The sequence below is a fragment of the Halorientalis brevis genome, assembly GCF_023077655.1.
Genome location: NZ_JALLGV010000003.1, coordinates 465,880 through 487,957, shown reverse-complemented (window position 1 = coordinate 487,957; position 22,078 = coordinate 465,880). Strand labels below are relative to the sequence as shown.

The window sequence follows — 22,078 nt, the reverse complement described above, 5'->3', positions numbered from 1 at the left end:
TGTTAGTACACGTACGCGATCACCTGGCCACCGACGCCCTCCTCGCGGGCCTCGTAGTGGCTCATGATTCCGTGGCTGGTGGTCACGACGAGCGTCCCGTAGTCACGGGCCGGGAGGAACCGCTTCTCCCACTGCTCGAACTCGTCTGCGCCCGCACTGTAGCGGGGCTTGACCGGACCACATTCGTTGATCGCTCCTTTCAGTTCGACCTCGAACTTGCCAGCTTTGCCGTCGTCGACGAAGCTGAAGCCGTCGATGTACCCGCGGTCGTAGAAGACCTCGAGCACGCTACCGATCTCGTTCGAGGCGGGCTGTACCGTCTGTTCCAGATGCCCGACACTCTCGGCGTTGTTAAGCCCCGACAGTGCGTTGGCCAGTGGATCGTTCCCTGTCATGAGTACTTCTTGAAGCCCATGCCGCGTGCAATCTCTCGGAAGCACTGCCGGCAGAGGAAGATGTCGTACTTGCCGACAAGCCCCTGCTCGCGCCCGCAGCGCTGGCAGGAACGGAGCTGCTCCGTTCGCTTTGCCGTCTGCTCTCCGGTCGGGTCACGCTCGGCCTCCTCGGTGGCTGCCTCGGCGTCGGCGTCTTCTCGTTCACTTTCGCTCATTCGTTCACCTCCACGTCGAAGGTCGACTCGACGAACGCGACTGCGTCGTCAGGATTGAGTCGATGGTTCGACGGAATCGGCCGTGAGGCCTTGTCGCGCTTGGCCACGCGATAGCCGGGACGCACCATGTTGACGGTGACGTCCAGCCCGTAGATTCCGATGTTCGGGTCGTACTCCTGGCTCGGGAAGTCGGTGTGTTCCTCGACGCCGAAGCTGAAGTTGCCCGTGTCGTCGAACTGCTTGGCGTCGAGTTCGACCAGCGGGAGCGCCGTCTGGAGGAACTCCTCGGCGTCGTCGCCGCGGAGCGTGACCTTCGTCCCGATGGGATCACCCTGGCGGATGTTGAACTCGCCGACCGTCTCCTTGGCCGTGGTTCGCACCGACTGCTGTTCGGTGATCTCCTCGATGATGTCCTCGGCGTTCCCCAGTTCGCGACCACCCTGGCCGATTCCCATGTGGACGACGACCTTCTCGATGCGCGGTTCGCGCATCTCGTGGAAGTCAGCACTGGCGTCGCTGTCGGAGCTCATTCGTCATCACCCGTGAAGTTCTCGTCGATGACGACGACGTACTCTTCGACCGTCTCGAAGCCCTCGCCGTCGTCCTGCTCGACGATCACGTTGTTCGAGGAACTGCCAGGCGTGACCTGGATCTCCTCGATCGTGCCGATCTCGCCCGCGTGTGCCCCGTCGACTGCCGTGACGAGCGCACCCTCTTCGTAGGCGAAGTGTGCGACGATCTCGTCGCCCTCGTTGGCGACGACGATGGAGTCGTTGCCACCGTACTCGCTGGCGTCTTCGACGACGAGGGTCTCGCCGTCGTGGAGCGTCAGCTGCACGTCGCCACCGGTGACGTGCTGTTTGTTGACGATCTTCCCGAGCTTGGAGTCGGCCGCGTCCGCGTCGATGGCGGTCAGCGCCAGCCGACCACCGTCGCCGGGGAACACGCGGTAGTACTCGTCGCGCTCGGTGAAGGCCATGATGTCGAACATTCCGACCGGACGCTCCTCGTCGGAGACCGCTTTCCCGTTGATCAGGACGTTGTCCTGGTTCAGCGCGTAGCGCGCCTCCTTGCGGTTGTCGACGTAGCCGAGCACGTCCCGGAGGACGATGAGCAGGGGCACCCCTGCCTCGCCGTGGGGACCGGCGTCGGCTTTGACGGTGAACGTCTCGGTCTTGCGTTCGACCGGCCAGCTTTTCGGTACCGAGAGTCGTTTCTGATGCTTCGTCATGCGCTATCCTCCTCAGATTCGAGTCGTTCCGTGCGTACCTCGTCCTCTAAGTTCAGGTCGGTCACGCGAAGGTTGCTGGAGTCGAGCGGGCGCGGCACTTCCTCGCCGTCCGCTTTCTCCAGCGTGACGTCTTCCACGTGGATGACGCCCTCGCGCAGGTCGACGGCGATCACTTCGCCGGACTCGCCAGCGAAGTCACCGCGCATGACCTCGACCGTGTCGCCCTGGTTGACGCGCACGTTGCGCTGGCCGTACTCCTCGCGGAGGTCGTCGGCCAGCGTCGCGCGAACCTGCGAGTGCTTCTCGTGAAGCGGGGCGCGCTCGGTCTGGGTACGCTGTTTGGATGGTTGTCGTGTCATACTAGACGATCATTGTGGCCGTGCTTGCGATTGCTCCGAACCGCTCTGCGACCTCCCGCGCGATGGGACCCTTGATCTCGGTCCCGCGGGCTTCCTCGTTCTCGTCGATGATGACCGCCGCGTTGTCCTCGTATTTGACGCGCGTGCCGTCCGGCCGGCGGATCGGTTTCCGCTGGCGGATGATCACGGCTTCGAGCACCTGGCGGCGCATCTCCGGCGTGCCCTTGGTGACCGAGACGGTCACCTTGTCGCCGAGGCCTGCCTTCGGGTGTCGGTTCTTCGTCCCGGAGTAGCCCGAGATCGAGATGACCTTCACCTCGCGTGCGCCGGTGTTGTCGGCACACGTCAGCAGCGAGCCCTTCTCGAGGCCCTGCGTGACGTCAGCACCGAGTGCTTCCATCAGTCGTCACCTCCGGCCTGGGCAGTCGTCGTGACGTCAGCTTCCGCCAGCTGTTCCACGACGACGTGGCTTTTCGTCTTCGAGAGCGGTCGTGTCTCTGCGATACGAACCGTGTCGCCTTCCTGCAGATCGATGCAAGGGGGAGCGTGTGCGGGCACCCGGGACCGGCGTTTCATCAGCCGGTTGTATTTGGGTACCTTCACGTCGTACTCCCGCTCGACGATTACGGTCTTGTCCATGTCTGTGGAGGCAACCTCTCCTTCGAGCGTCTGTCCGCGCACACCGAGTGTGCCGTGGAACGGACAGTTCTCGTCGGAACAGGTTTCCTCCGGCTCTGGTACGTTAAGTCCTAGCGCCATTTCGAATCACCTGTTCGTTCCGTGCGTCTGGCCGGCCGCGCGACGAGTCGCTCGCCCTCGACGGTCACTGTCTCACGGCTCTCGCCGTTCGACTGTGTCGAGGCGCTTCGCGCCTCGCTCTGCCCGTCAGGCGTACTGAACTCGAACGTCGCGTCGGCCTTCGGCACCTGCCACACCCGCTCCACGCCGGACACAGTCGCCGCTATCGAAAGCGTCCGCGTCGTCTCCATGACGACCTCGCCGGCGACGCCGACGAGGTCCGGATTCGACGCGGCGGCCACCCGAACCGGGAGGCCGATGAGTTCGTGTCGCGGCAGTGTTGCGGATGTCAGTGGCATTGTTCTATTCCTCTGCGTCCGCGAAGTCGCCTTCCTCGTTCTGAATCGTCTTGATTCGGGCGATCGCTTTGCGGATCTCCTTGATGCGCCCCGGATTCTCCGGCGCGCCACCTGCGGCCTGAACGGCGTTGGCGTTCAGCAGCTCCGTCTCGAGGTCCTCCAGTTCTGCCTCCCGTTCGGGCGGCGTCATGTCTCGGATTTCCTCAGTGTGGAGGATCGTCATTCGTCGTCACCCTCCTCGTCTCGCGGCTCGTCGCCGCTCGATTCCGCGGACTCCTCGTCCGCGCTTTCCATCTCCTCGACGAGTTCCTCGGCTTCCGCCTCGGTCTCCTCGTCGACTTCCGACTCGATGGCCTCGTCGAGTTCGTCGATGTCGACGTCCTCGGGCTCCTCGTCCGGAACCTCGACGTCTTCCTCCTCGACGATCTCCTCTTCGACGACGTCCTCGTCAGCCTCGTCGGCTGCCTCGGCCGCCTCGCCTTCCGGCGGGGCACCGAGTTCGGGTTCGCCTTCGGCGGCTTCGCCTTCCTCGGGCTCGCCTTCGAGCAGTTCCTCGACGCCTTCCTCGGAGACGTCCGCGACGTACTCCTCGACGTCGGCGTCTTCGTAGATCTGGAAGTCGTCGGGGAGCTGGGCGTTCGGCGGGATGATCTTGACGTCGACGCCGATGGTGCCGAGCTTCATGACCGCGACGCCCTGGCCGTGGTCGACGATCTCCTCTGCGGGCTCACCGTTGTGCTTGATGTAGCCACGGTTGAACTTCTCCACGCGCGAGCGTGCGCCCGTGACTTTCCCGCTGAGGACGATCTCCGCACCGAGCGCGCCGGCTTCCATGATCCGGTCGATCGTGGTGTGACCGGCTTTGCGGAAGTACCAGCCGCGCTCGAGCGCGTTCGCCAGGCGGTCGGCGACGATCCGAGCGTTCAGGTCCGGCTCTTCGACTTCCTGCACGTCGATCTGCGGGTCTTCGAGGTCGAACCGCTCTTCGAGTTCCGTCGTGACCTTCCGGATGTTCTTCCCGCCCTTGCCGATGACCATCCCTGGCTTCTCGGCTTTCAGGACGATCTGGGTGCCCATCGGGGTCTTGGCGACGTCCATGCCGCCGTAGCCCGCGCGACCGAGTTCGTCTGCGAAGAACTCGTCGATCTGGGTCCGCTGAAGGCCGTCCTCGATGAACTGATGTTCGTCAGCCATTATTCCTCAGCCTCCTCGAGGATCAGTTCGACGTCGACTTCCGGGGAGTTCCACGCGGTCGCCCGCCCCATCGCGCGGGGCTTGCGGCCGGGGCTCTCGCCGACCTTGTGGGCAGCGACGTGCAGAATCTCCATGGATTCGCCGTCGAAGCCCTGGTTGTCGGCGTTCCCGATCGCGTTCTCGAGCAGGTCCTGGAAGGCCTCGCTGGCCTTCTCGGGGAACCGGCCGGCGTCCCAGCCCTCGATGTCCTTGCGGTGGCCGACGCCCGAGTTGTGAGATTTGAAGGGGACCGACTGCTTGCCCTCGATGACGTCGTCGAGGTACGCGACTGCGTCGCTGGCAGTCATGCCCTTGATCTCCCGGGCGATGGCCTTACTGTGCTTGTGGCTCATCTGCCGTTCCCGAAGCATGGCTTTCGCCGTCGTGTCCGGGTCCGGGTCGATTGAGTAGCTGATTCCCATGTGTTACTTGAGTGGTACGAACTTCGAGGAGCGAGTCGCACCGATACCGGCCTGACCGTGTTCGACGCTCGTCCGCGTGAGCTGGAACTCGCCCAGGTAGTGACCGAGCATCTCCGGCTCGACCTTGACGCGCTCGAAGTCCTGGCCGTTGTGAACCGCGAACGTGAGATCGACCATCACCGGCAGCACCGGCATGTCGCGCAGGTGCGTGCGGATCGGATCGTTGGCCGTCTCCTCTTCGCCGGCCTCGCGGGCCTCCTCGAGCAGCTTCTGCTGTTCGACGGTCAGGCCGCGCTCGATACTTCGCCGCTGTCGAGCGGGGAGCAGTTCCGCGACTTCCTCGATGTCCATCGCCTGCAACTCGTCTAGCGTGTGGCCACGGAAGGAGAACTCACCCTCGTGACCGATCTGGTACTCCGAACTCATTCGTTACCACCCTTCCCGCCGCGGCCGGTCTTCCGGGAGCTGATGTCCCCGACCTTCCGGCCCGGCGGCGCGTTCCGCGAGATGGACTTCGGCTTGCCTGGGTGCTGGCGGCCGCCACCACCGAACGGGTGGTCGACGGCGTTCATCGCCACACCACGAACGTTCGGCCACTTCGTCCCGCGGGCTTTCATCTTGTGGTACTTGTTCCCGGCTTTGACCATCGGCTTCTCCGTCCGACCGCCACCGGCGACCACGCCGATCGTGGCCCGGCAGTCCGGATCGAGCCGCTTGATCTCGCCCGAGGGCAGCTTCACGACCGCGACGTTGCGGTCGTGGGTGAGCAGCTGGGCAGAGACGCCCGACGCACGGGCAAACTTCCCACCGTCACCGGGGTTTGCCTCGACGTTACAGACCGGGACCCCTTCCGGAATCTCGGCCAGCGGCATCGTGTTGCCCGGCGCGATCTCCGCGGAGATACCGACCTGGATCTCGTCGCCCAGACCGATCCCTTCGGGAGCGAGCACGAGGCGCTGGTCGCCGTCCTCGAACTCGATGGCCGCGACGGGTGCGCTGCGGGCCGGGTCGTGTTCGATGTCCACGACCGTCCCGGACACGAGGTCCGCGTCTTCGACTTTGCGATGCGACAGGTCCGCCTTGTAGCGGTGCGACGGGGCCCGGAACGTCGGACCACCGCGACCGCGTCGTTGTCCCTGAATTCGTCGTCCCATGATCAGAACACCCCGATCCTGGACGCGATTTCCTCGGCGTCGTCGTCAGGTGAGAGCTTCACCGTCGCCTTCTTGTTGCCCTTCATCGTGACCATCGTGTTCACGTTCACGACGCCGACCTCGAACTGGGACTCGATCGCGTCGGCGATCGCGTCCTTCGAGGCGTCCGCGTCGACGATGAACTCGAGCTTGTTCTCGAAGTCCATCTTGTTCATCGCTTTCTCGGTCACGTGGGGGTGGCGAAGGACGCTCATCGGTCCGCCACCTCCTCGAGGGCACTCTCGGTCCAGACCGTGAGTCGACCGGGCTCTCCGCCGGGTGCGAGGTCTTCCGCGTTGACCTCGCGGGCGGTCGTCACGGTGGCACCCGCGAGGTTGCGGGCGGCGCGCGAGGGTTCCTCGCTCGTGACGAACAGAATGGAGGACGGACGGCGGTACTTGCGTCCGCGCGTCTTCCCCTGGCCGGCCTTGATCTTCTTGTCGTCCGCGCGCTCGATGTCGGCAGCGATGCCGAGCGCTTCGAGCACGTCGACGACCTCCTGGGTCTTGACCAGATCCTCGAACTCGTCGGAGACGACCAGCGGCAGTTCGGCGTCGTCGTCGAACTGGTGACCGCGCTCTGCGACGAGTTCGGCGTCCGTCGTGGCCGCGATGGCCGAGCGGACGGCGAGCTTGCGCTCTTTGTCGTTGATGTTTCGCGTGCGATCCTTCTCGGACTTCGGCGGGTGCGCCGGTCGTCCGCCGACCGTCTGGGGGACGCGGCGACCCTTCCCACCGTTACGGGGGACGTGAGCCATACCGCGGCCGGACCCGAACGACTCGGCCGGCGTGCGGAGACCGGCGTACTCGTCGGCGCCGTAGTCCTGTTTCCGGTTCGCCTGTGCGGCGACGACCGCCGACCGGATGAGATCCGTTCGGAGCGGGGTCTCGAAGACCTCGGGGAGGTCGACGTCGCCCTCGCCGTCGCCGTCCAGGCTGTGTACTGTCGCGTTCATCCTTGGTTAGACTCCGTGGACACGTAGCGCACCTCGGGATCGAGGCGCGGCTGGTCGTTCGGCCGTACCGCCGGCCGGAAGCGCAGGAGGCGCTTGTCCGGCCCGGGCAGCGAGCCCTTCACCAGCGCGTACGGACCGTCGACTTCACCGTAGTTGATGAAGCCGCCGTCGACCGTCGGGTCGTCGCCGTCGCCGAGATCGACGAGGCGCTTGTTCAGTTCGGTCCGCTGGTGATAGCCCATCTGCCCCTGCTGGGGCACGGTCGAGCGCACGCGGGAGGGGTTCCACGGGCCGAGGTTACCGATCCGGCGCCGCCACCCCTGGCGGGCGTGCTTGCCTTTGCGTTTCTGGACGCCCCATCGCTTGACGGGGCCCTGTGTCCCTTTCCCTTTCGTGACACCGGAGACGTCCATGTACTCGCCGGCGCGGAACACGTCCGTCATGGCGTGTTCGCCGCCGTCCTCGACGAGTTCCTGGGCGAAGTCGACGCGCTCCTGGAGGGAGCCACCGCCGACACGCGTCTCCATCACGTCGGGCTTTTTCTTGGGGACGCTCTCGACGTCGCTCGGGACCGTGTGCGTGATGACGCGCACGTCCGCGAGACGACCGTCGTCAAGAGCGTCTTGCAGTTCATCTGCACCTGCGGCAGCGCCGTCCTCGGGAAGGTCGAGAGTCCGGTCGAGTTCCGGGTGGAACTCGTCGGTCCAGACCTCCGTGAGCGGGCGCATGCCGTAGGGCGTATCCTCGTATGCTCGCACGGCGACCGCGCGCATCGGCGGCGTCTCGACGACTGTGACGGGTACGGTCTCCTCCATCCCCTCGCGCGGGGAGTTGGGTTCGTCGTTGATCATCACGACGTGGGTCATGCCGGCCTTGTACCCGGCGAAACCCTGGAGACCCGGCTGTCCGTCGTCGTCCGGCCAGGTGTTGAATCGCGGCACCTCGCCAGCCGCACGACTACGCGGGCCAAAGCCCAGCGAGCCTTTGCGTGGTCTGCTTGGTTGTGGCATCGTTGGTTCACTCCGTGAGTGACAGGCAGGCGAGCACGGCGAACATCGCTTCTTCAGTTCGCACGACCTCGCTGCCCTGATTCGGAACCGCGTCAAGCCAGAGGTCGAACCGGGATCCATCCGGTTCATCTAGTTCGTCTCCGTCGGTCGCTTCGGCGGCTGCGACTCTCTCGGTTCCCTCCGAGGGTACCTCGGAAGGATCGAACCCGAGAATCTCCGGCAGTCCGCGTTCGGGCGACCCGAACGCGACCGTCATACCGCGTGCACCAGTGTCGGCGACGATGTCGCCGAGTCGGCTGACACTCAGCTGTTCGCCGTGCCGTGAAGTGGCGATGCGAACGCCGGCGTCGTCACGCGAGAGTTCCGTCGAGAGGTCCGACGCGATCACGTCGTAGCCCCGTGGGGACTGATCGACGAGTTTCGCGCGGACCGGCCGTCGCGAAGAGACCCTGATGGTTACGCGTTCCCCCTCGCCCAGTTCCATACCGTCCGGAACGGGCAGGGAGACCGGGTGTTGCAGTCCGCAATTGACCCGAACGCGTCCCTCAGATCCGACCTCGGTCACGATTCCCTGTCTTAACGACCCCGATTCGTCCGAACCGGAGCCGGTCTGTGGTGCGGTGCGGAGCGGCGGCATGACACCGACGTACTCCAGTTCGTCCCGCTTGCCCCACGCCTCCTTTCGGAGGTACGGCGGCGTCGCGGCGTACCGCAGCACGGTTTCGACGAACCCGTCACCCCACCGGCCCTCCGCCCCGGAATCGGGGAAGACGACCAGGCGATCGACCCGGAACACCGTCGCCGCGCGGGCGACGTAGCCGAGTTTGCGAGTTGCCTCGCGTTTGTCCTCGGCTTCCCGGGTCAGCGATGACGGCACGAGTACGCTGACTGTCATGCCGTGACGCTTCCACGCCACGCCACTAGACTGTGCCGAAACTACTCTACTCCCATCTTAAAAAGAAACCGTTTCTCGACCGCGGTGAGACGCGTTCACACGGGCCAGAGAGCGGCAATAAAGCGGTTTTTGCGTGAGCAGTAATCGGAGACGCTTCTGGTCGAACGGACACCTACCGAATCCGTAGTTCGTAGCCGAAAGTCCCCCTGGTGTATACAACCCTGGTCAACCGGCGTAAATGTGGTTTGTTTTCATTCCACGCACCCAAGATAATTACACAGAGTATGTGTTGAAATTTGGCCATTTTAACTTAAAGGACACCCCATATCCGGCAGCATAAATGAGTTAGTAACTGGGGAGATACTGGGTGTAGATGACAAACGACATTGGGGGCAGTGACAGCAGCACGGGGGAACGACCAAGCGAGAACGAAGACGCCGGGGGACGAGTGTCCCGACGCGACGTACTCAAAACGTCGTCGACGGCTGCAATCGGAGCAGCAGGGATCGGGGCCGTATCAGGGACTGCCGCAGCAGAGGATACCTCGAACGAAGAGGACGAACTCGACCTCGGCGTCTTCGAGTGTGTCGAGGACGGGCTTCGCATCGACTGCAACAAAACGGTCCAGCTCGACCCGTGGTGGTGGAACGGCGACTACGAACCGGACTTCGATGTCAGTAGCCTCGGCGACGAAGTCCTCGTGTACATTCACGGTCTCTTTGCCGAACCCTTCGCCGAGGAGCAAGCGACGCTGCTCCAGCGGTCGACCGGGTTCGACGCCGATAACGTCGTCGCGATGAAGTGGCCGTCGACGGACGTGACCTACACCGACCCCTGGGATCGGGCCGCAGAGTACGGTCGGAAGACCGCCGAATGGATCATCGACGAGCTGTGGGCACAGAATCCGGATACGACAGTCAACGTCGTCGGCCACTCACTCGGCGGTCGTGCGGCCCTCAACATGCTGAACCGACTCGAAGAACGCGGACGGCAAGTCGAGAACGTCGTCACGGTGGGGGCGGCCGACATGGCACGGTTCGTCTGTGACCACGACGAGACCGGCGACCGGATCTACAACTACTACGACGGCATCGACCAGGGCGCCGAACGGGTCTACGTGTTCTACTCCAGCGACGACTTCGCGGTCGGCACCATGCACGAACTCTGGGGCGATCTGTTCTGGTACACGCCGGACGGCGAAGGACTCGGTGCCGAGGGCCCGACCTGTTCCAACTACCCGGACAAACTCCGTCCCGTCGACGTGAGCGCCGAGGTCCAGAACCACTGTGAGTACTACAAACCCGACGGTGCACCGGAGACGCTCACCAAGGCAGTCGACGGTCAGCTCTAGGTAGCCTTATCAACGGCACCTATTGTCCGGTAGTTTTCAAGTACAGTTTCCTGTGCTAGCCAGGAAAGACGCTCTCGAAAGGAGTCACGGCCCAGAACCGGAGTCCCGCTGGTGACTCAGCGTCCTGGTTCTGGTCACTCGAACTCGACGTTCGAGCCGAGCCACGCACCCAGAGTCAGTCCGTAGATCGCGTGGCTCACGTGGAAGATCCAGCGTTCGTCCGGATCCAGGTTCATCCCGAGCAGCCGCTGAAAGATCACTTGCGTCCCGAACACCGACAGCACCAGTGCGTAGAGCGTCGCCCAGAGCGTTCCCTGTCGCTCCTGGTGAACCTCCGAACCGCGGAGCCGCGACCCGACGGCCGCAGTGAACGCAGTGGCCGCGCCGATGCCGTAGAGGAAGTGGAGCAGGAGCGCCTGCACGGGGTAGTCGTCCGGGTCGCCGGTTCCGACGTACGTGGCCCAGAACTGTGCCGTCGGCGGCAGCGAGTCGGTGATTGGCATCCGGAACAGCGTCATCACGGCCGTCGCGATCGTCCCACCTTCGACGCCGAGCCTGAGCGTCCGAGACGCGGGTCCCGTTTCGGACGGACGGTGTGTTTCCTGGTGACTGCTCGCCTCGACGCCGTTGCCAGTGGGGTTCGTCTTCGCGGACATACGAGGGCTCTGGCAGACACCTCCACTCCGAGTCGTGTATGCGTACTCCCGGTTCGGTGTCGGGATGGTTTCGTCCAACGGCGGCAGCACCTGGGACGCGCTCGGGACGCTGCCGGCAGGCAACCCGTGGGCATCGGTGGACGGGAACCGGCGTTTATGCCAGTGCGCGTGGTACGACGATGCACCCGTGATCGGACGTACTCAGTGGGCCATCGCAGAGGGGTACATCCCCGAAGGGAGTCACGGCCCCGAACCGGAGATGACCAGCCACGAAACGATCTGTTTTCTCAACGCCGGTGACGAGGACGCACACGTCGAGATCACGATCTTCTTCGAGGATCGCGACCCGGTCGGCCCCTACGAAGTGACCGTTCCCGCCCAGCGGACGGAACACGTCCAGTTCAACGACTTCGAGGACCCCGAACCGATCCCTCAAGGCACGGCGTTCGCCAGCACCATCGAGTCGGACCAGCCGATCGTCTGTCAGCACACCCGACTGGACTCCAGGCAGGCCGAGAACGCGCTGCTGTCCACGGTACCCTACGCGGGAGAGCAGTAAGCCCTCCTCCCGACCCGCCCCTCACCTGGTCGAACGGCCCCACAGAGTGGGACAGCAAACAATATCGGCTCCAGTAACCAGAACTAGTATACAATATCCGAGCCAACGCCACATCAATTCACAGCTGTCAGAAAGATCTTTGAGTGCAGTCGCTGTTGGTTGGACCACGTCACAAGATACCGCGGTTTCGGAAGGCGATACGTCGACGTACTCGCGGACGTTCACGAACGAGGAGGTCCAGCAGTTCGCGGCGTTGTCGAAAGACCAGGGCTACCATCACATGGTCGAAGACGAGGAGGGGACGGTCGTCCTCCACGGGTTGCTCACGGCGACGATGCCGACGAAACTCGGCGGTGATCTCGACTTCCTCGCGCGCACGATGGAGTTCGAATTCCCCAGGCCTGCCTACACCGGCGTCGAGATCACCTGTGAGTCCACTATCGATGAGGGAACGGAGCGGGACGGGCGGACGGAGATGGTCGCCTCGTTCGTCTGCGAGACGGAAACCGGCGACGTGGTCCTCCGTGGGCGGTCTGAGGGAGCCGTGATGGGGTGAGACTGAGTGGGTGACAATAGCACGCCGCACTGCGATTTTGGCTCCGATTCGGAAGCCTTATACTTCCCACCCCGAATAGAGTGAAGTGTAGCAGGCAAGGCGCGCTGGTGGTGTAGTGGTATCACAGGACCCTGCCACGGTCCTAACCCGAGTTCAAATCTCGGCCAGCGCACTTCTACAGAAGCAATCCACGTAGCGACGCGTTTCATCGCGTCGCGTCTTTGCTTCTGGTGTATGCGGAGTAGAGATTTGAATGAGAGAAGACGCAGCGTCCGAGCGGAGCGAGGACGACCGTCTTCGCCTGGTTCAAATCTCGGCCGGCGCACTTCCACCTTTTTCATCGTCAGGTTTCCTCGCTCGCTGGCTCACGGCTACGCCGTTCGCATTGTCGAGGCGCTTCGCGCCTCGCTCTGCTCGCTGCGGGAACCCTCCTCGAAAAACGTGGGCGAAAAAGCCGAACGCTCGCTTCGCTCGCGTTCGGTACAATCCGTAGTCATAACCGGTGAGTGGCTGCCTTCGCCTGGTTCAAATCTCGGCCGGCGCACTTCTCCGAACGCCGACCTACGAGCGACAGCCGTGCGTGTCGCAGACGACGGAGGTAAATTGCCAAGGAACAGAGAACGAAATCAGGATTCCTCGGCCTGTTCCTCGTAGGTCCCTTCTTCTTTGGCTTCGTCGTCGGGCTCCGAGGCTTCTTCTTCGACGTCCTCGGTGTCGATCTGGACGGTCGTGCTCGTGGACGGCGGTTCCTCTGTGTGAGTTCGGAGTCGCTGTTCGCCGCCGAGGGGGATCTCGACGGGGAGCCGGTCCTGGAGATCCTTGGCGATCGATTCGACGCGGTGGCGGACCGTCGCGACCTCCTCTTCGAACTGCTCGACGTTTCGGTCCACGTGGTACACGTGATCGCGCGGGAGGTGGCGCATCAGATCGTTGCCGTCCTCGTCGGTACCGACCGGGAGTACCCAGTGGTCCTGTGCGTACAGCAGTTCCTCGTTGTCGACTGTGATCTCCGTGCGGCCCTCGTCGGGGTCCTCGTAGACGATCGTCGCTTCGCCGAGTTCGAGCTGGTCCATGGTACACTATCGCTAGATCGTGCGGACGGTTAGCCTCTCCGTCCGTCGGTTTCGTGAGATAACAGCGGCCCGTCAGGCGCGCAGTGACGGCAGCAGTATCCCCTGCAGATGCAGGCCTTGCGTTGATTCGATGGCTCGCCATAGCGCGGCTCCCCACGATGCCACGGTCGTATCAGGACATACTCGTCGAGGAGATACAGGCAGGACTACACCAGATACGTCGGCCAGGAGCAGGGCTGTTCCTCTCCGGGCTGTCCGCGGGGCTGGACATCGGGTTCGGACCGCTTCTCATGGCAGTGACGCTCTCCCAGAGCCAGGGGATACTCGCCGAACCAGTGACGAACCTCTTGGTGGCCAACGCCTACGCCATCGGGTTCGTGTTCGTCGTGCTGGGTCGGTCGGAACTGTTCACCGAGCACACGGCGATCGCAGTCGTCCCGGTGCTCTCCGGTGAGGCCACGGTGAGAGACCTCGGCCGACTGTGGGCCATCATCTACGTCGCAAACCTCGTCGGTGCCGTGCTGTTCGCACTGCTCGCAGTCTGGTTGGGTCCGTCACTGGAGACCATCGAGACAGGTGCCTTCACGGAGATCGCACACGGCCTCGTGGCGTACCCCTGGGACGTGACGCTGCTCGGCGGCGTGTTCGCCGGGTGGCTCATGGGACTGATGGCGTGGCTGGTCGCCGCAGGCCGGAGCACCATCAGCGAGGCCTTCTTCGTCTGGATCATCGCGACCGCCATCGGCTACGCCCACCTCCCGCACTCCATCGCCGGGAGCGTCGAGGTGCTGCTCGGCGTGTTCGCCAGCGATGCGATCTCGGTCCGGGCGTACGCCACCTTCCTCCTCTGGGCGACGCTGGGCAACATCGTCGGCGGGTCGGTGTTCGTCGCCCTTCTGAAGTACGGCCACGGGGTCGTCCCCGGCGACGAACCCGACCAGGAAGCCGTCGAGCGGACCGTCGACGAGCAAAGCGAGTAGCACAGTCCCGGTCCCGCACTCCGCTCGGGTGCGAGTTCCGTAGTGGAGATCCAGTGCCGGAACGGCAAAGCACACGTTCCCCGAGCGACGAGTGCGCATATGATCGGCGTCGTCGGCGGTGGCATCGCAGGGTTGGCTGCGGCCTACCGGCTTCAGCAGCGCGGCCGCGAGGTGCAAGTGTTCGAGGCGAGCGAGGACCTCGGGGGACTGGCCGGGGTCTACGAGACGGCCGGCGACCCCATCGAGAAGTTCTATCACCACCTCTCGAAGTCCGAGGAGACGATCGTCGACCTCATCGAGGAGTTGGGGCTGGGCGACCGACTCGAGTGGCTGTACATGAGCAACGCGTTCTACGTCGACGGCGTCGTCCACCCGATGGACAAGCCCTGGGAGATCGCCGCGTATCCCCACCTCTCGCTGTACGACAAGTACCGGCTCACGATGCTCACCCTCGAGATCGACGTGCGCGGCTGGCTCCCTTCGTTCGACACCTACGAGAGCCTCCAGGACTTCGAGGACGTACCCATCAAAGAGTTCCTGCTGGACCACACCACCCGCAGCGTCTACGAGAACTTCTGGGAGCCGCTGCTCGACGCGAAGTTCGGCTCCCGGAAGGAGGACGTCAGCGCCGCGTGGCTGCTCGGCCGCGTGAAGTTCCGCGGCGAGCGCGACCTCCTGCGCGGCGAGATCCTGGGCTATCTCCAGGGCGGGTTCGCGCCGCTCATCGGCGCGCTCGTCGACGCCGTCGGCAGAGAGAACATCACCACGGGCGCACGCGTGAGCGATCTCGACACCAGCGAGGAACGGGTGCGGTCGCTGACCGTGGAGACGGCCGACGGGACGACGACTCGGGACGTGGACGCGGCCGTCGTCGCCGCGATGCCGAACGTCCTGGAAGACCTCACCGGGTACCCCTGCGAGATCGACTTCCAGGGGACGGTGTGTTCGGTGTGGAGCATGGACGAGTCGCTCACCGACACCTACTGGCTCAATCTCGCCGACGAGGCGCCGTTCGGAGTGTTCATCGAACACACGAACTTCGTCCCGCCCAAGCGCTACGGCGACGAACACCTCTACTACACCGCCAGCTACGTTCAGGACCCCAGCGAGGAGCTCTGGCGGATGGACGACAGCGAGGTCGAGGAGCTGTGGATGGACGGCATCGCGGACCTCTTCCCGCAGTTCGAGTCCGAGAGTGTGAACTGGGTCGAGACCGCCCGCAACCCCCGGACGGCGCCCGTCTACGAGCGCGGCTACCTCGACATGGTCGTTCCGTACGACCTCTCGGACGCCGTGGCCGAGGGCGTCTACTACGCCGGCATGGCGAGTCGCGCCCAGTACCCCGAGCGGAGTCTCAACGGGGCTATCGAGGCCGGCTTCGCGGCCGCGGACCGAATCACGGACGACGCAGTGACCGCCTCGACGACGGACGGCCACGAGGCGGTCACTGAGTGAGGCGAACGGCCGAGTCGGACACGTAACAACAGGCCACATATTTATAGTGTATCCGCCTGTTCGACAGATATGAGCGACGACGCGGTTCTACTCGAGGTTTCCGACCAGATAGCGACAGTGACGTTGAACAATCCGGACATGCGCAACGCCCTGACGGCGGCGGTGTCTTCGGGGATCGTCGACGCGCTCGACGAAATCGAGGGGACCGACGCACGCGTCGTCGTGTTCGAGGGGGCGGGCAGCGCCTTCTGTGCCGGCGGGGACATCAACACGATGATGGAAGGGCTATCCAGGGACGTCCCGGCCTGGCGAAAGGCCGAGGAGATCATGTCCGGTCTCCACCGCGCCATCGAGCGAGTCATCCGGTGTCCGCTGCCGACCGTGGCGAAGATCGACGGCCAGGCGTTCGGTGCGGGAGCGAGCCTGGCGATCGCCTGTGACGTCCAGGCCGTCCACGAGGACGTCGACATGAGCTTCGCCTTCCGGAAGGTCGGACTGGCGGTTGACTCGGGAACGTCCTGGATGCTCCCGCGCCTGGTCGGCGCGAACGTGGCGAAACGACTCGTTCTGACTGGGCAGGTCTTCTCCGCAGAGGAGGCTCAAGAGATGGGCGTCGTCACTGACGTGTACGCCGACGAGGAGTACGAGGAGCGGACGGCCGAACTGGTCGCCGAAATCGCCGAGGGACCGACCGTCGGTCTGAAGATCTCCAAGCGTCTCATCCGTCAGAACGCCACCAAGTCGCTCACCGAAGCGCTCGACGACGAGGCGACCGCGCAGGCGCTCGCACTCGGCTCCCAGGACCACGCCGAGGGAGCCAGCGCGTTCATGGAAGGACGGGACACCGAGTTCGAAGGCCAGTAAGCAGTCGTTCGCGAGCCGCGAGCGCTATCTCAAACGGCCGTTTGACTTTACAGAAGGCAGTTTACGCTGTCGCTGGTGCGGTGAGACATGAACCGCCGCACGGTCCTCGCGACGATCGGTACCGCAACAGTCGCGACCGCCGGCTGTCTCAGCGACGCCGGCGATCGCTCGAACGACGCGACAACGAGCGCTGACGGGACCGAGACCGACGATTCGGGGAGCGACCCGTCCGACGAAACGACGACGACCGACGGGACGCCGGGATCGGACCCGGACGATCCGTTCGCGGACGCGGACTGTCCCTCCTTCGCGGACGGCGTCGACCGGACGGTCTGCTGGCCGACGGCCGACCCGGACTCGGAGCCGATCTATCTCGACGCCTCGACGGCCGTCTTCGAGCCGACGACCGGCGACGACAGCGTCGAGACGATGGCGTTCGTCCTCCACAACGAGTCGGGAGCGCCGTTCGGGCTCAACCCCCACGCCTGGGCGATCAAGCGCCAGACCGAGAGCGGGTGGGAACACGTCGCGCCGGAGGAGTGGATCGAGCCCTGGTACACCGTCGAGAGCGGTCAGCGCTACACCTGGCAGCTGAGCGTCGAACAACGTACCCAGGCAATGGCCGAGCGAACGATGACCGTCACGCAGGACCTCCAAGACGGCACGTACGCGTTCCAGATCACAGGCCTGGCCGGGGAACAGGAGACGGACAAGACGCACGTCGAGTGTCTCGCCCTGTTCGAGGTCTCACGACAGAACTGACGGGATCGTCCGGATTACTCGGCGTCGACTTCGTCGTCCACGCCGGGCGCTTGCTCGACGTCCACGTCCTCGGGTTCCTCCTGACCGCCGACGACGAGGTCGCCCTCGCCGGTTTCGACGTACACGTCGTCGGCGAAGCCACCCTCGGCGTGGGGGTGATCGGGATCGTCGAGTCGCTCGGGCGTCGATGGGGCGTCTGGGATCCCACCGGCCGGCTCGAACTCGCCCAGGGGATCAGCGATGGTGATGTCGTGGGACTCGAAGAACGCCTGATACCGCTCGTAGTGGGTTTCGAGTTCGTCGCTCGGGAACTCCATCATCTCGGTCCAGCCGTGGTTGTAGAAGTCGAAGTTCGCCTGGATGTGGGTGATCTCGCGGGCTTCGGCCTCGGGGAGGCCGGCTTCGAGCGCGGCGAGATAGACGTCCATCGTGCCCTCGAAGAACGCGTCGAGGTGCTCGCGACGCTCCTCCTGGCGCGCGTCGTCGGCTCGTTTCAGGAAGACGCTGGTGTGGAGGTCCACCAACCAGTCGTTGGTCTTGTCCCCGACGACGGGCATCGTGAGTGCCTTCTTGGCTGCCCAGTGACGGACGTTCTGGCGGATCTTCATCTCGTCGTCTCGGTAAGGACGCAACCCCCTAAAACGTCCCGGCTGGCGACCCCGTCTATGAGACCGCCACACATGGGAGCCGTTGTGGGGGTGGCGACAATGATGGAGATAGCAATGCACATTAGGCACGGTATGCAACTCCCCGTACATGAGCGCGTCGCACGTAATCATCGGTGACGGCATCGCGGGGAGTTCCGCGGCAGAGACTATCAGGGAAGAGGACCCGGACGCCGACATTACGGTCATCACCGAGGAGGGTGAGGCACTGTACAATCGCATTCTCATCAAGGAGTTCGCGAAGGGCAAACTGCCCGAGGCGCCGATCTCGATCCACGAGGAAGACTGGTACGCCGAGCGCGACATCGACCTCGAACTCAACACGGTGGTCACCGAAGTCGACACGGACGCCAAGGAAGTCCACACGTACGACGGCGACACCTACGAGTACGACAAGCTCCTGGTCGCCACCGGTGGGACGCCGACGCAGCTCCCGGTCGACAACGCAGACGCCGAGGGCATCCACCACTTCTGGACGTTCCAGGACGCCCGCGCCATCCGCGAGAGCGCCGAGGAAGCCGACACCGGTATCGTCGTCGGGGCCGGCCTGCTCGGCATCGACCTGGCGGCGATCTGTGGCGCACAGGACGTCGAGGCGAACTACCTGATGCGGGGCAACTGCTGGTGGCGCTACGCCCTCACCGAGGACGGCGCGGAGATCATCCACGAGGCGCTCGAAGAGAACGGCGTCACGCCCGTCTTCGACTCCGGCGTGGACCACTTCACGACCGACGACGACGGCCACGTCACGGGCGCCGTCGACCCCAACGGCGAGGAGTTCGACGGCGAGTTCGTCGGCGTCGCCATCGGCCTGAACTTCAACACGGAGTTCCTGGAGGGCTCAGGGCTAGAACTCGACGACGGTATCGTCACCGACGAGTACATGCAGACCAACGTCGAGGACGTGTACGCGGCGGGCGACATCACCCGGTTCTACGACACCATCCTCGGCGAGCAGGCACAGAACGGTGCCTGGGGCTCGGCCAAAGAGCAGGGCGCCGTCGCTGGGAAGAACATGGTCGCCGACGCCGAGGAAGAGGAGTTCCGCTGGGTCTCCTCGTACTCGATCACCCACTTCGACTTCCCGTTCCTCTCCTTTGGACACCCGACCATCGGCGACGAGTACGCAGAGCGCAAGTACTCCGACTCGGAGTGGCGCCGCATCGCGTTCAAGGACGGCAAGGTCGTCGGCGGCGTCCTCATCGGCGATCTGGCCCCGCAGTCGAAGTTCAAACAGCTCATCCGCGAAGAGCGCGAAGTCGGTGACCAGAAAGAGGTCCTCCTCGAACAGAGCGTCGACCTCGACAAGCTCGACGCCTCCGCGGAAGTCGAATCCGAGTAATCCCCCGCGCTCCGCCGCTCATCCCGTTCTTTTCGTCACCGCCGTCGTAAAGCGACGCCGCGGCGAGTGATCGACCCGTCCAGAGTTCCCGACAGGGCACCGGACAGGTCGACGCAGTATCCAAAGCGTTTTCTCCGGGCACTGCCGACCGGCAGGTATGGACGGAGGCGGGAGCAGCGACATGACCCTGGCGTTCGAGCTCGATGCACTCAAACAGCTCGCCTACCCGGACGAGGTGTTCAACGACGCGCGCCAATGGAGCGAGTACGTCGGCGTCGTCTCCGAGAAACCGACGTACGTCGTCACCAACTTCACGCGCAAACATCGCATCCGACAGGACTTCTTCTCCGGGCCGCGCGGCCGCGAAGAGAGTCTGACGAACGTCAAAGCGCAGTTCGAGACTGACCGACACGTGTTCGTCGGCACCTCCGAGGACGACGCGGCGCTCGCCGACGAGGTCGAGTGGGAGTACCTGCCCGTCGAGGACGCCGCCGAAGCGGCCGACTGGGAACTGGGCGAACCGGAGTCGCCCGACCAGCAGACGGACGACGAACGCGACGACTGGCCCTGACGGGCGACGTGACGGCGGAGGGAACGGTTTTTTCACGCGGACGGGAGAGTATGCCGTCATGGCCCTGGAAATCGATACCGCCCTCCGCGAGGGGTTCGAGCGGACGTTCGCACGCGCCGGTCTCATCCTGATCGCGGTGTTCGTGCTCTTCGGGTTCGCCAACGCCGTCATCTCACAGTCGCTGTCAGCGCAGGTGTTTACCCTGCTGGAACAGTCGTTCGATCAGTCGTTCCAGCAGGAACCGAACCCGTTCGGCCCGGAGGCACAGACCCCGACGCCGTTCGCGGTCCCGCTTCCGCTGTCGGTCCTGGCGCTGCTGTCGCTCGCGTCGGTGCTGGTCGCGGAGGCGATCCACGTCGTCTCGATTCGCGCGTTCGCCAGCGACCAGACGGACGCGATACGGAGAGACCTGGCGACGCGTCGGATCGGGCTCGCGACGATCAACGGCGTCGTCGGCGGGATCATCGCGGGGACGCTCACGCTGCTCGGGCTGCTCTTTCTGGTTGTGCCGGGGATCTACGTCGCTATCTCGCTGTTTTTCGTGCGCCAGGAAATCGCCGTCGCGGACAAGAACTTCATCGACGCACTGGCCGATAGCTGGAGTCTGACAGACGGGAACCGCTGGGAGTTGCTGGGACTCGCAGTCATCGTGATCGTCATCAACCTCGTCGCGAGCAGCCCGGGCACGCTCATCGGGTACCTGGACCGAACGTTGGCCACGGCTGTGAGCATCCTCGTCAGCGCGGTCACGACCGTCTTCGGCATCGCCGTCGCCACTCGCGCCTACGATCAACTCCGTCGGGAGCGCGACGCGAAACTGGGACTCGACGACGGTGACACCGACACCGGGTCCGACGGGAACTGGAACACCGGCACCTAGTGGACACCCGTCGTTTTTCTTTCCGCACGTGGACGATCGACGTGATGGCAGACCCAGACATCGACATCGAAATCGAGGTGGACGTCGAGGTGGATTCGGACGAACTCGAAGTCGAAGTCGGCGAGAGCCGCGAGTTCGAGGCGGAACTCGAACGGGAGGGACTCGAAATCGAGGTCGAAGCCGACGTGGAGATCGAAGAGGAGGGAGCGGCCACTCCCGACGAGTACGTCGACCTCGACGAGGAAGATACCGAGGACGACGAGAACGGTGGAGACGAAGACGCCGGGGGAGAAGACGACAGCTAACCACCCGACGGCCCGCCGTCGCAGTTCGCGGTGTTTAACCGACCGAAGTGCAAAGGGAGCCACATGGCAGAACCGCGCGTGCCGGGGAGCGGGGGAGACGGTATCGAGTTGCCCTGTGGCGAAACGATCACGCCACACGACCTCGACATGGGGTTGCGCGAGTACGACTGCGCCTGTGGCGACCGCCACGCGGTCGTCATGGACATCCACCCCCTGGGTCGATTCGTTCCGGAGTCGCTGGCCGACGTGTTGCGGGCCACCGTCGAACCCGCCGACGAGTTCGACGAGTTCACCACTGCCCATCTGATGGGCATGGTCTTAGAGGAGTTCCCCGAAGCCGTCGTCGCCGAGGACCTCTCGGAAGACGGCCAGGTCGGCTACTCGTTGCTGTGGCTCAGCGACTTCGACTCGCGCCGACTCCACGAGATCGTCGTGGAGCTCCTGGTCGAACTGATGGAACACGCGATGAGCCACGCCGGCGACGACGACGCCATGGCCGAGTTCGAGGCCCAGATGCTCGAGTTCGACGTCGAGGAGTTCGTCGAACGCTACCGCCAGGAGCGTGACTTCGACTCCGAATACGACACGGCGATCTGAACGACTCTTCTCACCGGATCGGACGAGAGGTGACGCCCGGGGGTTCGTGTCGTGCTCACGACCGACGTGTGTCTGACGGCGTTTAATGTGTCAGTACGACGTGTCTATGCGTATGCGCTTCCGTCAGGGTGATTTCGAGCGGATCCGGGCCGTGCTCGACGACACCGACGCTGACGAACCGCTGACAGCGCGCGAGATCCTCGACGTGATGGAAGAACACGGAGAGGAGTTCGACAGCGCTCACCGCATCGCGACGGTGCTCGGTCGGCGCGCAGAAACCGATGACGTCGAGGTCATTCGTGAACAGCCCTACCGGTACCGGTTCCAGGACGGGACCTGATCGGCCGCCAGGGTGTGAGCGGCAGTTCGGTGTCCCGGAGGCCCCGCCAGCTCGTCCGGTCGCGTCTCCCCGATGCTGTTTTGACGACAAAACGATCGATTTCGCGAGCGACGGGCG

The 22,078-nt window shown here is 64.4% G+C and carries 33 protein-coding genes and 1 tRNA gene; 14 read left to right on the top strand and 20 right to left on the bottom strand.

Annotation, left to right across the window (positions count from 1 at the left end; translation table 11 throughout):
- Window positions 1–2: 2 nt before the first annotated feature.
- From MU553_RS07930 to MU553_RS07850, 17 genes are read right to left on the bottom strand one after another with little or no spacing between them, the layout of a single operon-like run.
- Entirely contained in the window at window positions 3–395 is a 393-nt protein-coding gene (locus MU553_RS07930; RefSeq protein ID WP_247377457.1) for a 30S ribosomal protein S8, read from the bottom strand.
- Window positions 392–610, bottom strand: coding sequence for a 30S ribosomal protein S14 (locus MU553_RS07925; protein WP_247377455.1), 219 nt, complete (start codon window positions 608–610; stop codon window positions 392–394). The genes MU553_RS07930 and MU553_RS07925 overlap by 4 nt, the downstream gene beginning before the upstream one ends.
- The gene (locus MU553_RS07920) at window positions 607–1,140 is read right to left on the bottom strand and encodes a 50S ribosomal protein L5 (RefSeq protein WP_247377453.1); all 534 of its coding nucleotides are present in this window, start codon (window positions 1,138–1,140) and stop codon (window positions 607–609) included. The genes MU553_RS07925 and MU553_RS07920 overlap by 4 nt, the downstream gene beginning before the upstream one ends.
- Window positions 1,137–1,841 carry a 30S ribosomal protein S4e gene (locus MU553_RS07915; protein WP_247377451.1) on the bottom strand — a complete coding sequence of 235 codons (705 nt, stop codon included), beginning with the start codon at window positions 1,839–1,841 and terminating at the stop codon, window positions 1,137–1,139. The genes MU553_RS07920 and MU553_RS07915 overlap by 4 nt, the downstream gene beginning before the upstream one ends.
- Complete coding sequence (gene rplX, locus MU553_RS07910; protein ID WP_247377448.1) at window positions 1,838–2,200, bottom strand: 50S ribosomal protein L24; 363 nt, start codon at window positions 2,198–2,200, stop codon at window positions 1,838–1,840. The genes MU553_RS07915 and rplX overlap by 4 nt, the downstream gene beginning before the upstream one ends.
- Window position 2,201: 1 nt before the next feature.
- The gene (locus tag MU553_RS07905; RefSeq protein WP_247377446.1) at window positions 2,202–2,600 is read right to left on the bottom strand and encodes a 50S ribosomal protein L14; all 399 of its coding nucleotides are present in this window, start codon (window positions 2,598–2,600) and stop codon (window positions 2,202–2,204) included.
- Entirely contained in the window at window positions 2,600–2,959 is a 360-nt protein-coding gene (locus tag MU553_RS07900) for a 30S ribosomal protein S17 (RefSeq protein ID WP_247377444.1), read from the bottom strand. The genes MU553_RS07905 and MU553_RS07900 overlap by 1 nt, the downstream gene beginning before the upstream one ends.
- A complete protein-coding gene (locus tag MU553_RS07895; protein ID WP_247377442.1) occupies window positions 2,950–3,297 on the bottom strand; it encodes a ribonuclease P protein component 1 in 348 nt (115 codons plus the stop codon). Before MU553_RS07895 ends, MU553_RS07900 begins: the two co-directional genes overlap by 10 nt.
- 4 nt (window positions 3,298–3,301) lie before the next feature.
- Window positions 3,302–3,520: a 50S ribosomal protein L29 gene (gene rpmC / locus MU553_RS07890; protein ID WP_247377441.1), complete on the bottom strand. Its 219-nt coding sequence runs from the start codon at window positions 3,518–3,520 to the stop codon at window positions 3,302–3,304.
- Window positions 3,517–4,491, bottom strand: coding sequence for a 30S ribosomal protein S3 (locus MU553_RS07885; RefSeq protein WP_247377439.1), 975 nt, complete (start codon window positions 4,489–4,491; stop codon window positions 3,517–3,519). The genes rpmC and MU553_RS07885 overlap by 4 nt, the downstream gene beginning before the upstream one ends.
- Entirely contained in the window at window positions 4,491–4,952 is a 462-nt protein-coding gene (locus MU553_RS07880; RefSeq protein WP_247377437.1) for a 50S ribosomal protein L22, read from the bottom strand. The genes MU553_RS07885 and MU553_RS07880 overlap by 1 nt, the downstream gene beginning before the upstream one ends.
- Window positions 4,953–4,955: 3 nt before the next feature.
- Window positions 4,956–5,378 carry a 30S ribosomal protein S19 gene (locus MU553_RS07875; protein WP_247377434.1) on the bottom strand — a complete coding sequence of 141 codons (423 nt, stop codon included), beginning with the start codon at window positions 5,376–5,378 and terminating at the stop codon, window positions 4,956–4,958.
- Entirely contained in the window at window positions 5,375–6,106 is a 732-nt protein-coding gene (locus MU553_RS07870) for a 50S ribosomal protein L2 (protein ID WP_247377432.1), read from the bottom strand. The genes MU553_RS07875 and MU553_RS07870 overlap by 4 nt, the downstream gene beginning before the upstream one ends.
- A gap of 2 nt (window positions 6,107–6,108) precedes the next feature.
- The gene (locus MU553_RS07865) at window positions 6,109–6,360 is read right to left on the bottom strand and encodes a 50S ribosomal protein L23 (protein WP_247377430.1); all 252 of its coding nucleotides are present in this window, start codon (window positions 6,358–6,360) and stop codon (window positions 6,109–6,111) included.
- The gene (rpl4p, locus tag MU553_RS07860; RefSeq protein WP_247377427.1) at window positions 6,357–7,100 is read right to left on the bottom strand and encodes a 50S ribosomal protein L4; all 744 of its coding nucleotides are present in this window, start codon (window positions 7,098–7,100) and stop codon (window positions 6,357–6,359) included. Before rpl4p ends, MU553_RS07865 begins: the two co-directional genes overlap by 4 nt.
- Complete coding sequence (locus tag MU553_RS07855; RefSeq protein ID WP_247377425.1) at window positions 7,097–8,110, bottom strand: 50S ribosomal protein L3; 1,014 nt, start codon at window positions 8,108–8,110, stop codon at window positions 7,097–7,099. Before MU553_RS07855 ends, rpl4p begins: the two co-directional genes overlap by 4 nt.
- Window positions 8,111–8,117: 7 nt before the next feature.
- The gene (locus MU553_RS07850; protein ID WP_247377423.1) at window positions 8,118–9,005 is read right to left on the bottom strand and encodes an RNA methyltransferase; all 888 of its coding nucleotides are present in this window, start codon (window positions 9,003–9,005) and stop codon (window positions 8,118–8,120) included.
- Between the two features lie 373 nt (window positions 9,006–9,378).
- Between MU553_RS07850 and MU553_RS07845 the strand changes: the two genes are divergently transcribed.
- Window positions 9,379–10,356: an alpha/beta fold hydrolase gene (locus MU553_RS07845; protein ID WP_247377421.1), complete on the top strand. Its 978-nt coding sequence runs from the start codon at window positions 9,379–9,381 to the stop codon at window positions 10,354–10,356.
- A gap of 134 nt (window positions 10,357–10,490) precedes the next feature.
- On the opposite strand, the gene MU553_RS07840 is transcribed toward MU553_RS07845, so the two are convergent.
- Window positions 10,491–11,012, bottom strand: coding sequence for a hypothetical protein (locus MU553_RS07840; RefSeq protein ID WP_247377418.1), 522 nt, complete (start codon window positions 11,010–11,012; stop codon window positions 10,491–10,493).
- Window positions 11,013–11,199: 187 nt separating this feature from the next.
- Between MU553_RS07840 and MU553_RS07835 the strand changes: the two genes are divergently transcribed.
- The 3 genes from MU553_RS07835 (at window position 11,200) to MU553_RS07825 (ending at window position 12,299) form a co-directional block, all read left to right on the top strand.
- Window positions 11,200–11,571 (top strand): sensory rhodopsin transducer, encoded by a 372-nt coding sequence (locus tag MU553_RS07835; protein ID WP_345893367.1) that lies wholly within the window; start codon window positions 11,200–11,202, stop codon window positions 11,569–11,571.
- A gap of 139 nt (window positions 11,572–11,710) precedes the next feature.
- The gene (locus MU553_RS07830; RefSeq protein WP_247377414.1) at window positions 11,711–12,127 is read left to right on the top strand and encodes a hotdog family protein; all 417 of its coding nucleotides are present in this window, start codon (window positions 11,711–11,713) and stop codon (window positions 12,125–12,127) included.
- Between the two features lie 101 nt (window positions 12,128–12,228).
- A tRNA-Gly gene (locus tag MU553_RS07825) sits at window positions 12,229–12,299 on the top strand.
- A 454-nt stretch (window positions 12,300–12,753) separates the two neighbouring features.
- Here MU553_RS07825 and MU553_RS07820 read toward each other — a convergent pair.
- Window positions 12,754–13,200, bottom strand: a complete 447-nt coding sequence (locus MU553_RS07820) for a YagK/YfjJ domain-containing protein (RefSeq protein ID WP_247377411.1) — start codon at window positions 13,198–13,200, stop codon at window positions 12,754–12,756.
- A 158-nt stretch (window positions 13,201–13,358) separates the two neighbouring features.
- Between MU553_RS07820 and MU553_RS07815 the strand changes: the two genes are divergently transcribed.
- The 4 genes from MU553_RS07815 (at window position 13,359) to MU553_RS07800 (ending at window position 17,261) form a co-directional block, all read left to right on the top strand.
- Entirely contained in the window at window positions 13,359–14,180 is an 822-nt protein-coding gene (locus tag MU553_RS07815) for a formate/nitrite transporter family protein (protein WP_247377409.1), read from the top strand.
- 99 nt (window positions 14,181–14,279) lie between these two features.
- Complete coding sequence (locus tag MU553_RS07810; RefSeq protein WP_247377407.1) at window positions 14,280–15,635, top strand: NAD(P)/FAD-dependent oxidoreductase; 1,356 nt, start codon at window positions 14,280–14,282, stop codon at window positions 15,633–15,635.
- 69 nt (window positions 15,636–15,704) lie between these two features.
- A complete protein-coding gene (locus MU553_RS07805; protein WP_247377405.1) occupies window positions 15,705–16,499 on the top strand; it encodes an enoyl-CoA hydratase/isomerase family protein in 795 nt (264 codons plus the stop codon).
- Window positions 16,500–16,586: 87 nt separating this feature from the next.
- Window positions 16,587–17,261, top strand: coding sequence for a hypothetical protein (locus MU553_RS07800; RefSeq protein WP_247377403.1), 675 nt, complete (start codon window positions 16,587–16,589; stop codon window positions 17,259–17,261).
- A gap of 14 nt (window positions 17,262–17,275) precedes the next feature.
- On the opposite strand, the gene MU553_RS07795 is transcribed toward MU553_RS07800, so the two are convergent.
- Complete coding sequence (locus MU553_RS07795) at window positions 17,276–17,869, bottom strand: DUF6149 family protein (protein WP_247377401.1); 594 nt, start codon at window positions 17,867–17,869, stop codon at window positions 17,276–17,278.
- 148 nt (window positions 17,870–18,017) lie between these two features.
- Between MU553_RS07795 and MU553_RS07790 the strand changes: the two genes are divergently transcribed.
- The 6 genes from MU553_RS07790 (at window position 18,018) to MU553_RS07765 (ending at window position 21,961) form a co-directional block, all read left to right on the top strand.
- Window positions 18,018–19,268 carry an NAD(P)/FAD-dependent oxidoreductase gene (locus MU553_RS07790; protein ID WP_247377399.1) on the top strand — a complete coding sequence of 417 codons (1,251 nt, stop codon included), beginning with the start codon at window positions 18,018–18,020 and terminating at the stop codon, window positions 19,266–19,268.
- A 157-nt stretch (window positions 19,269–19,425) separates the two neighbouring features.
- Complete coding sequence (locus tag MU553_RS07785) at window positions 19,426–19,839, top strand: DUF7124 domain-containing protein (RefSeq protein WP_247377397.1); 414 nt, start codon at window positions 19,426–19,428, stop codon at window positions 19,837–19,839.
- Between the two features lie 58 nt (window positions 19,840–19,897).
- Complete coding sequence (locus MU553_RS07780; protein ID WP_247377395.1) at window positions 19,898–20,719, top strand: DUF7847 domain-containing protein; 822 nt, start codon at window positions 19,898–19,900, stop codon at window positions 20,717–20,719.
- Between the two features lie 44 nt (window positions 20,720–20,763).
- Window positions 20,764–21,024 carry a hypothetical protein gene (locus MU553_RS07775; protein ID WP_247377393.1) on the top strand — a complete coding sequence of 87 codons (261 nt, stop codon included), beginning with the start codon at window positions 20,764–20,766 and terminating at the stop codon, window positions 21,022–21,024.
- A gap of 63 nt (window positions 21,025–21,087) precedes the next feature.
- The gene (locus MU553_RS07770; protein WP_247377391.1) at window positions 21,088–21,621 is read left to right on the top strand and encodes a DUF5815 family protein; all 534 of its coding nucleotides are present in this window, start codon (window positions 21,088–21,090) and stop codon (window positions 21,619–21,621) included.
- Between the two features lie 112 nt (window positions 21,622–21,733).
- Window positions 21,734–21,961, top strand: a complete 228-nt coding sequence (locus MU553_RS07765) for a hypothetical protein (protein WP_247377389.1) — start codon at window positions 21,734–21,736, stop codon at window positions 21,959–21,961.
- Window positions 21,962–22,078: the final 117 nt, after the last annotated feature.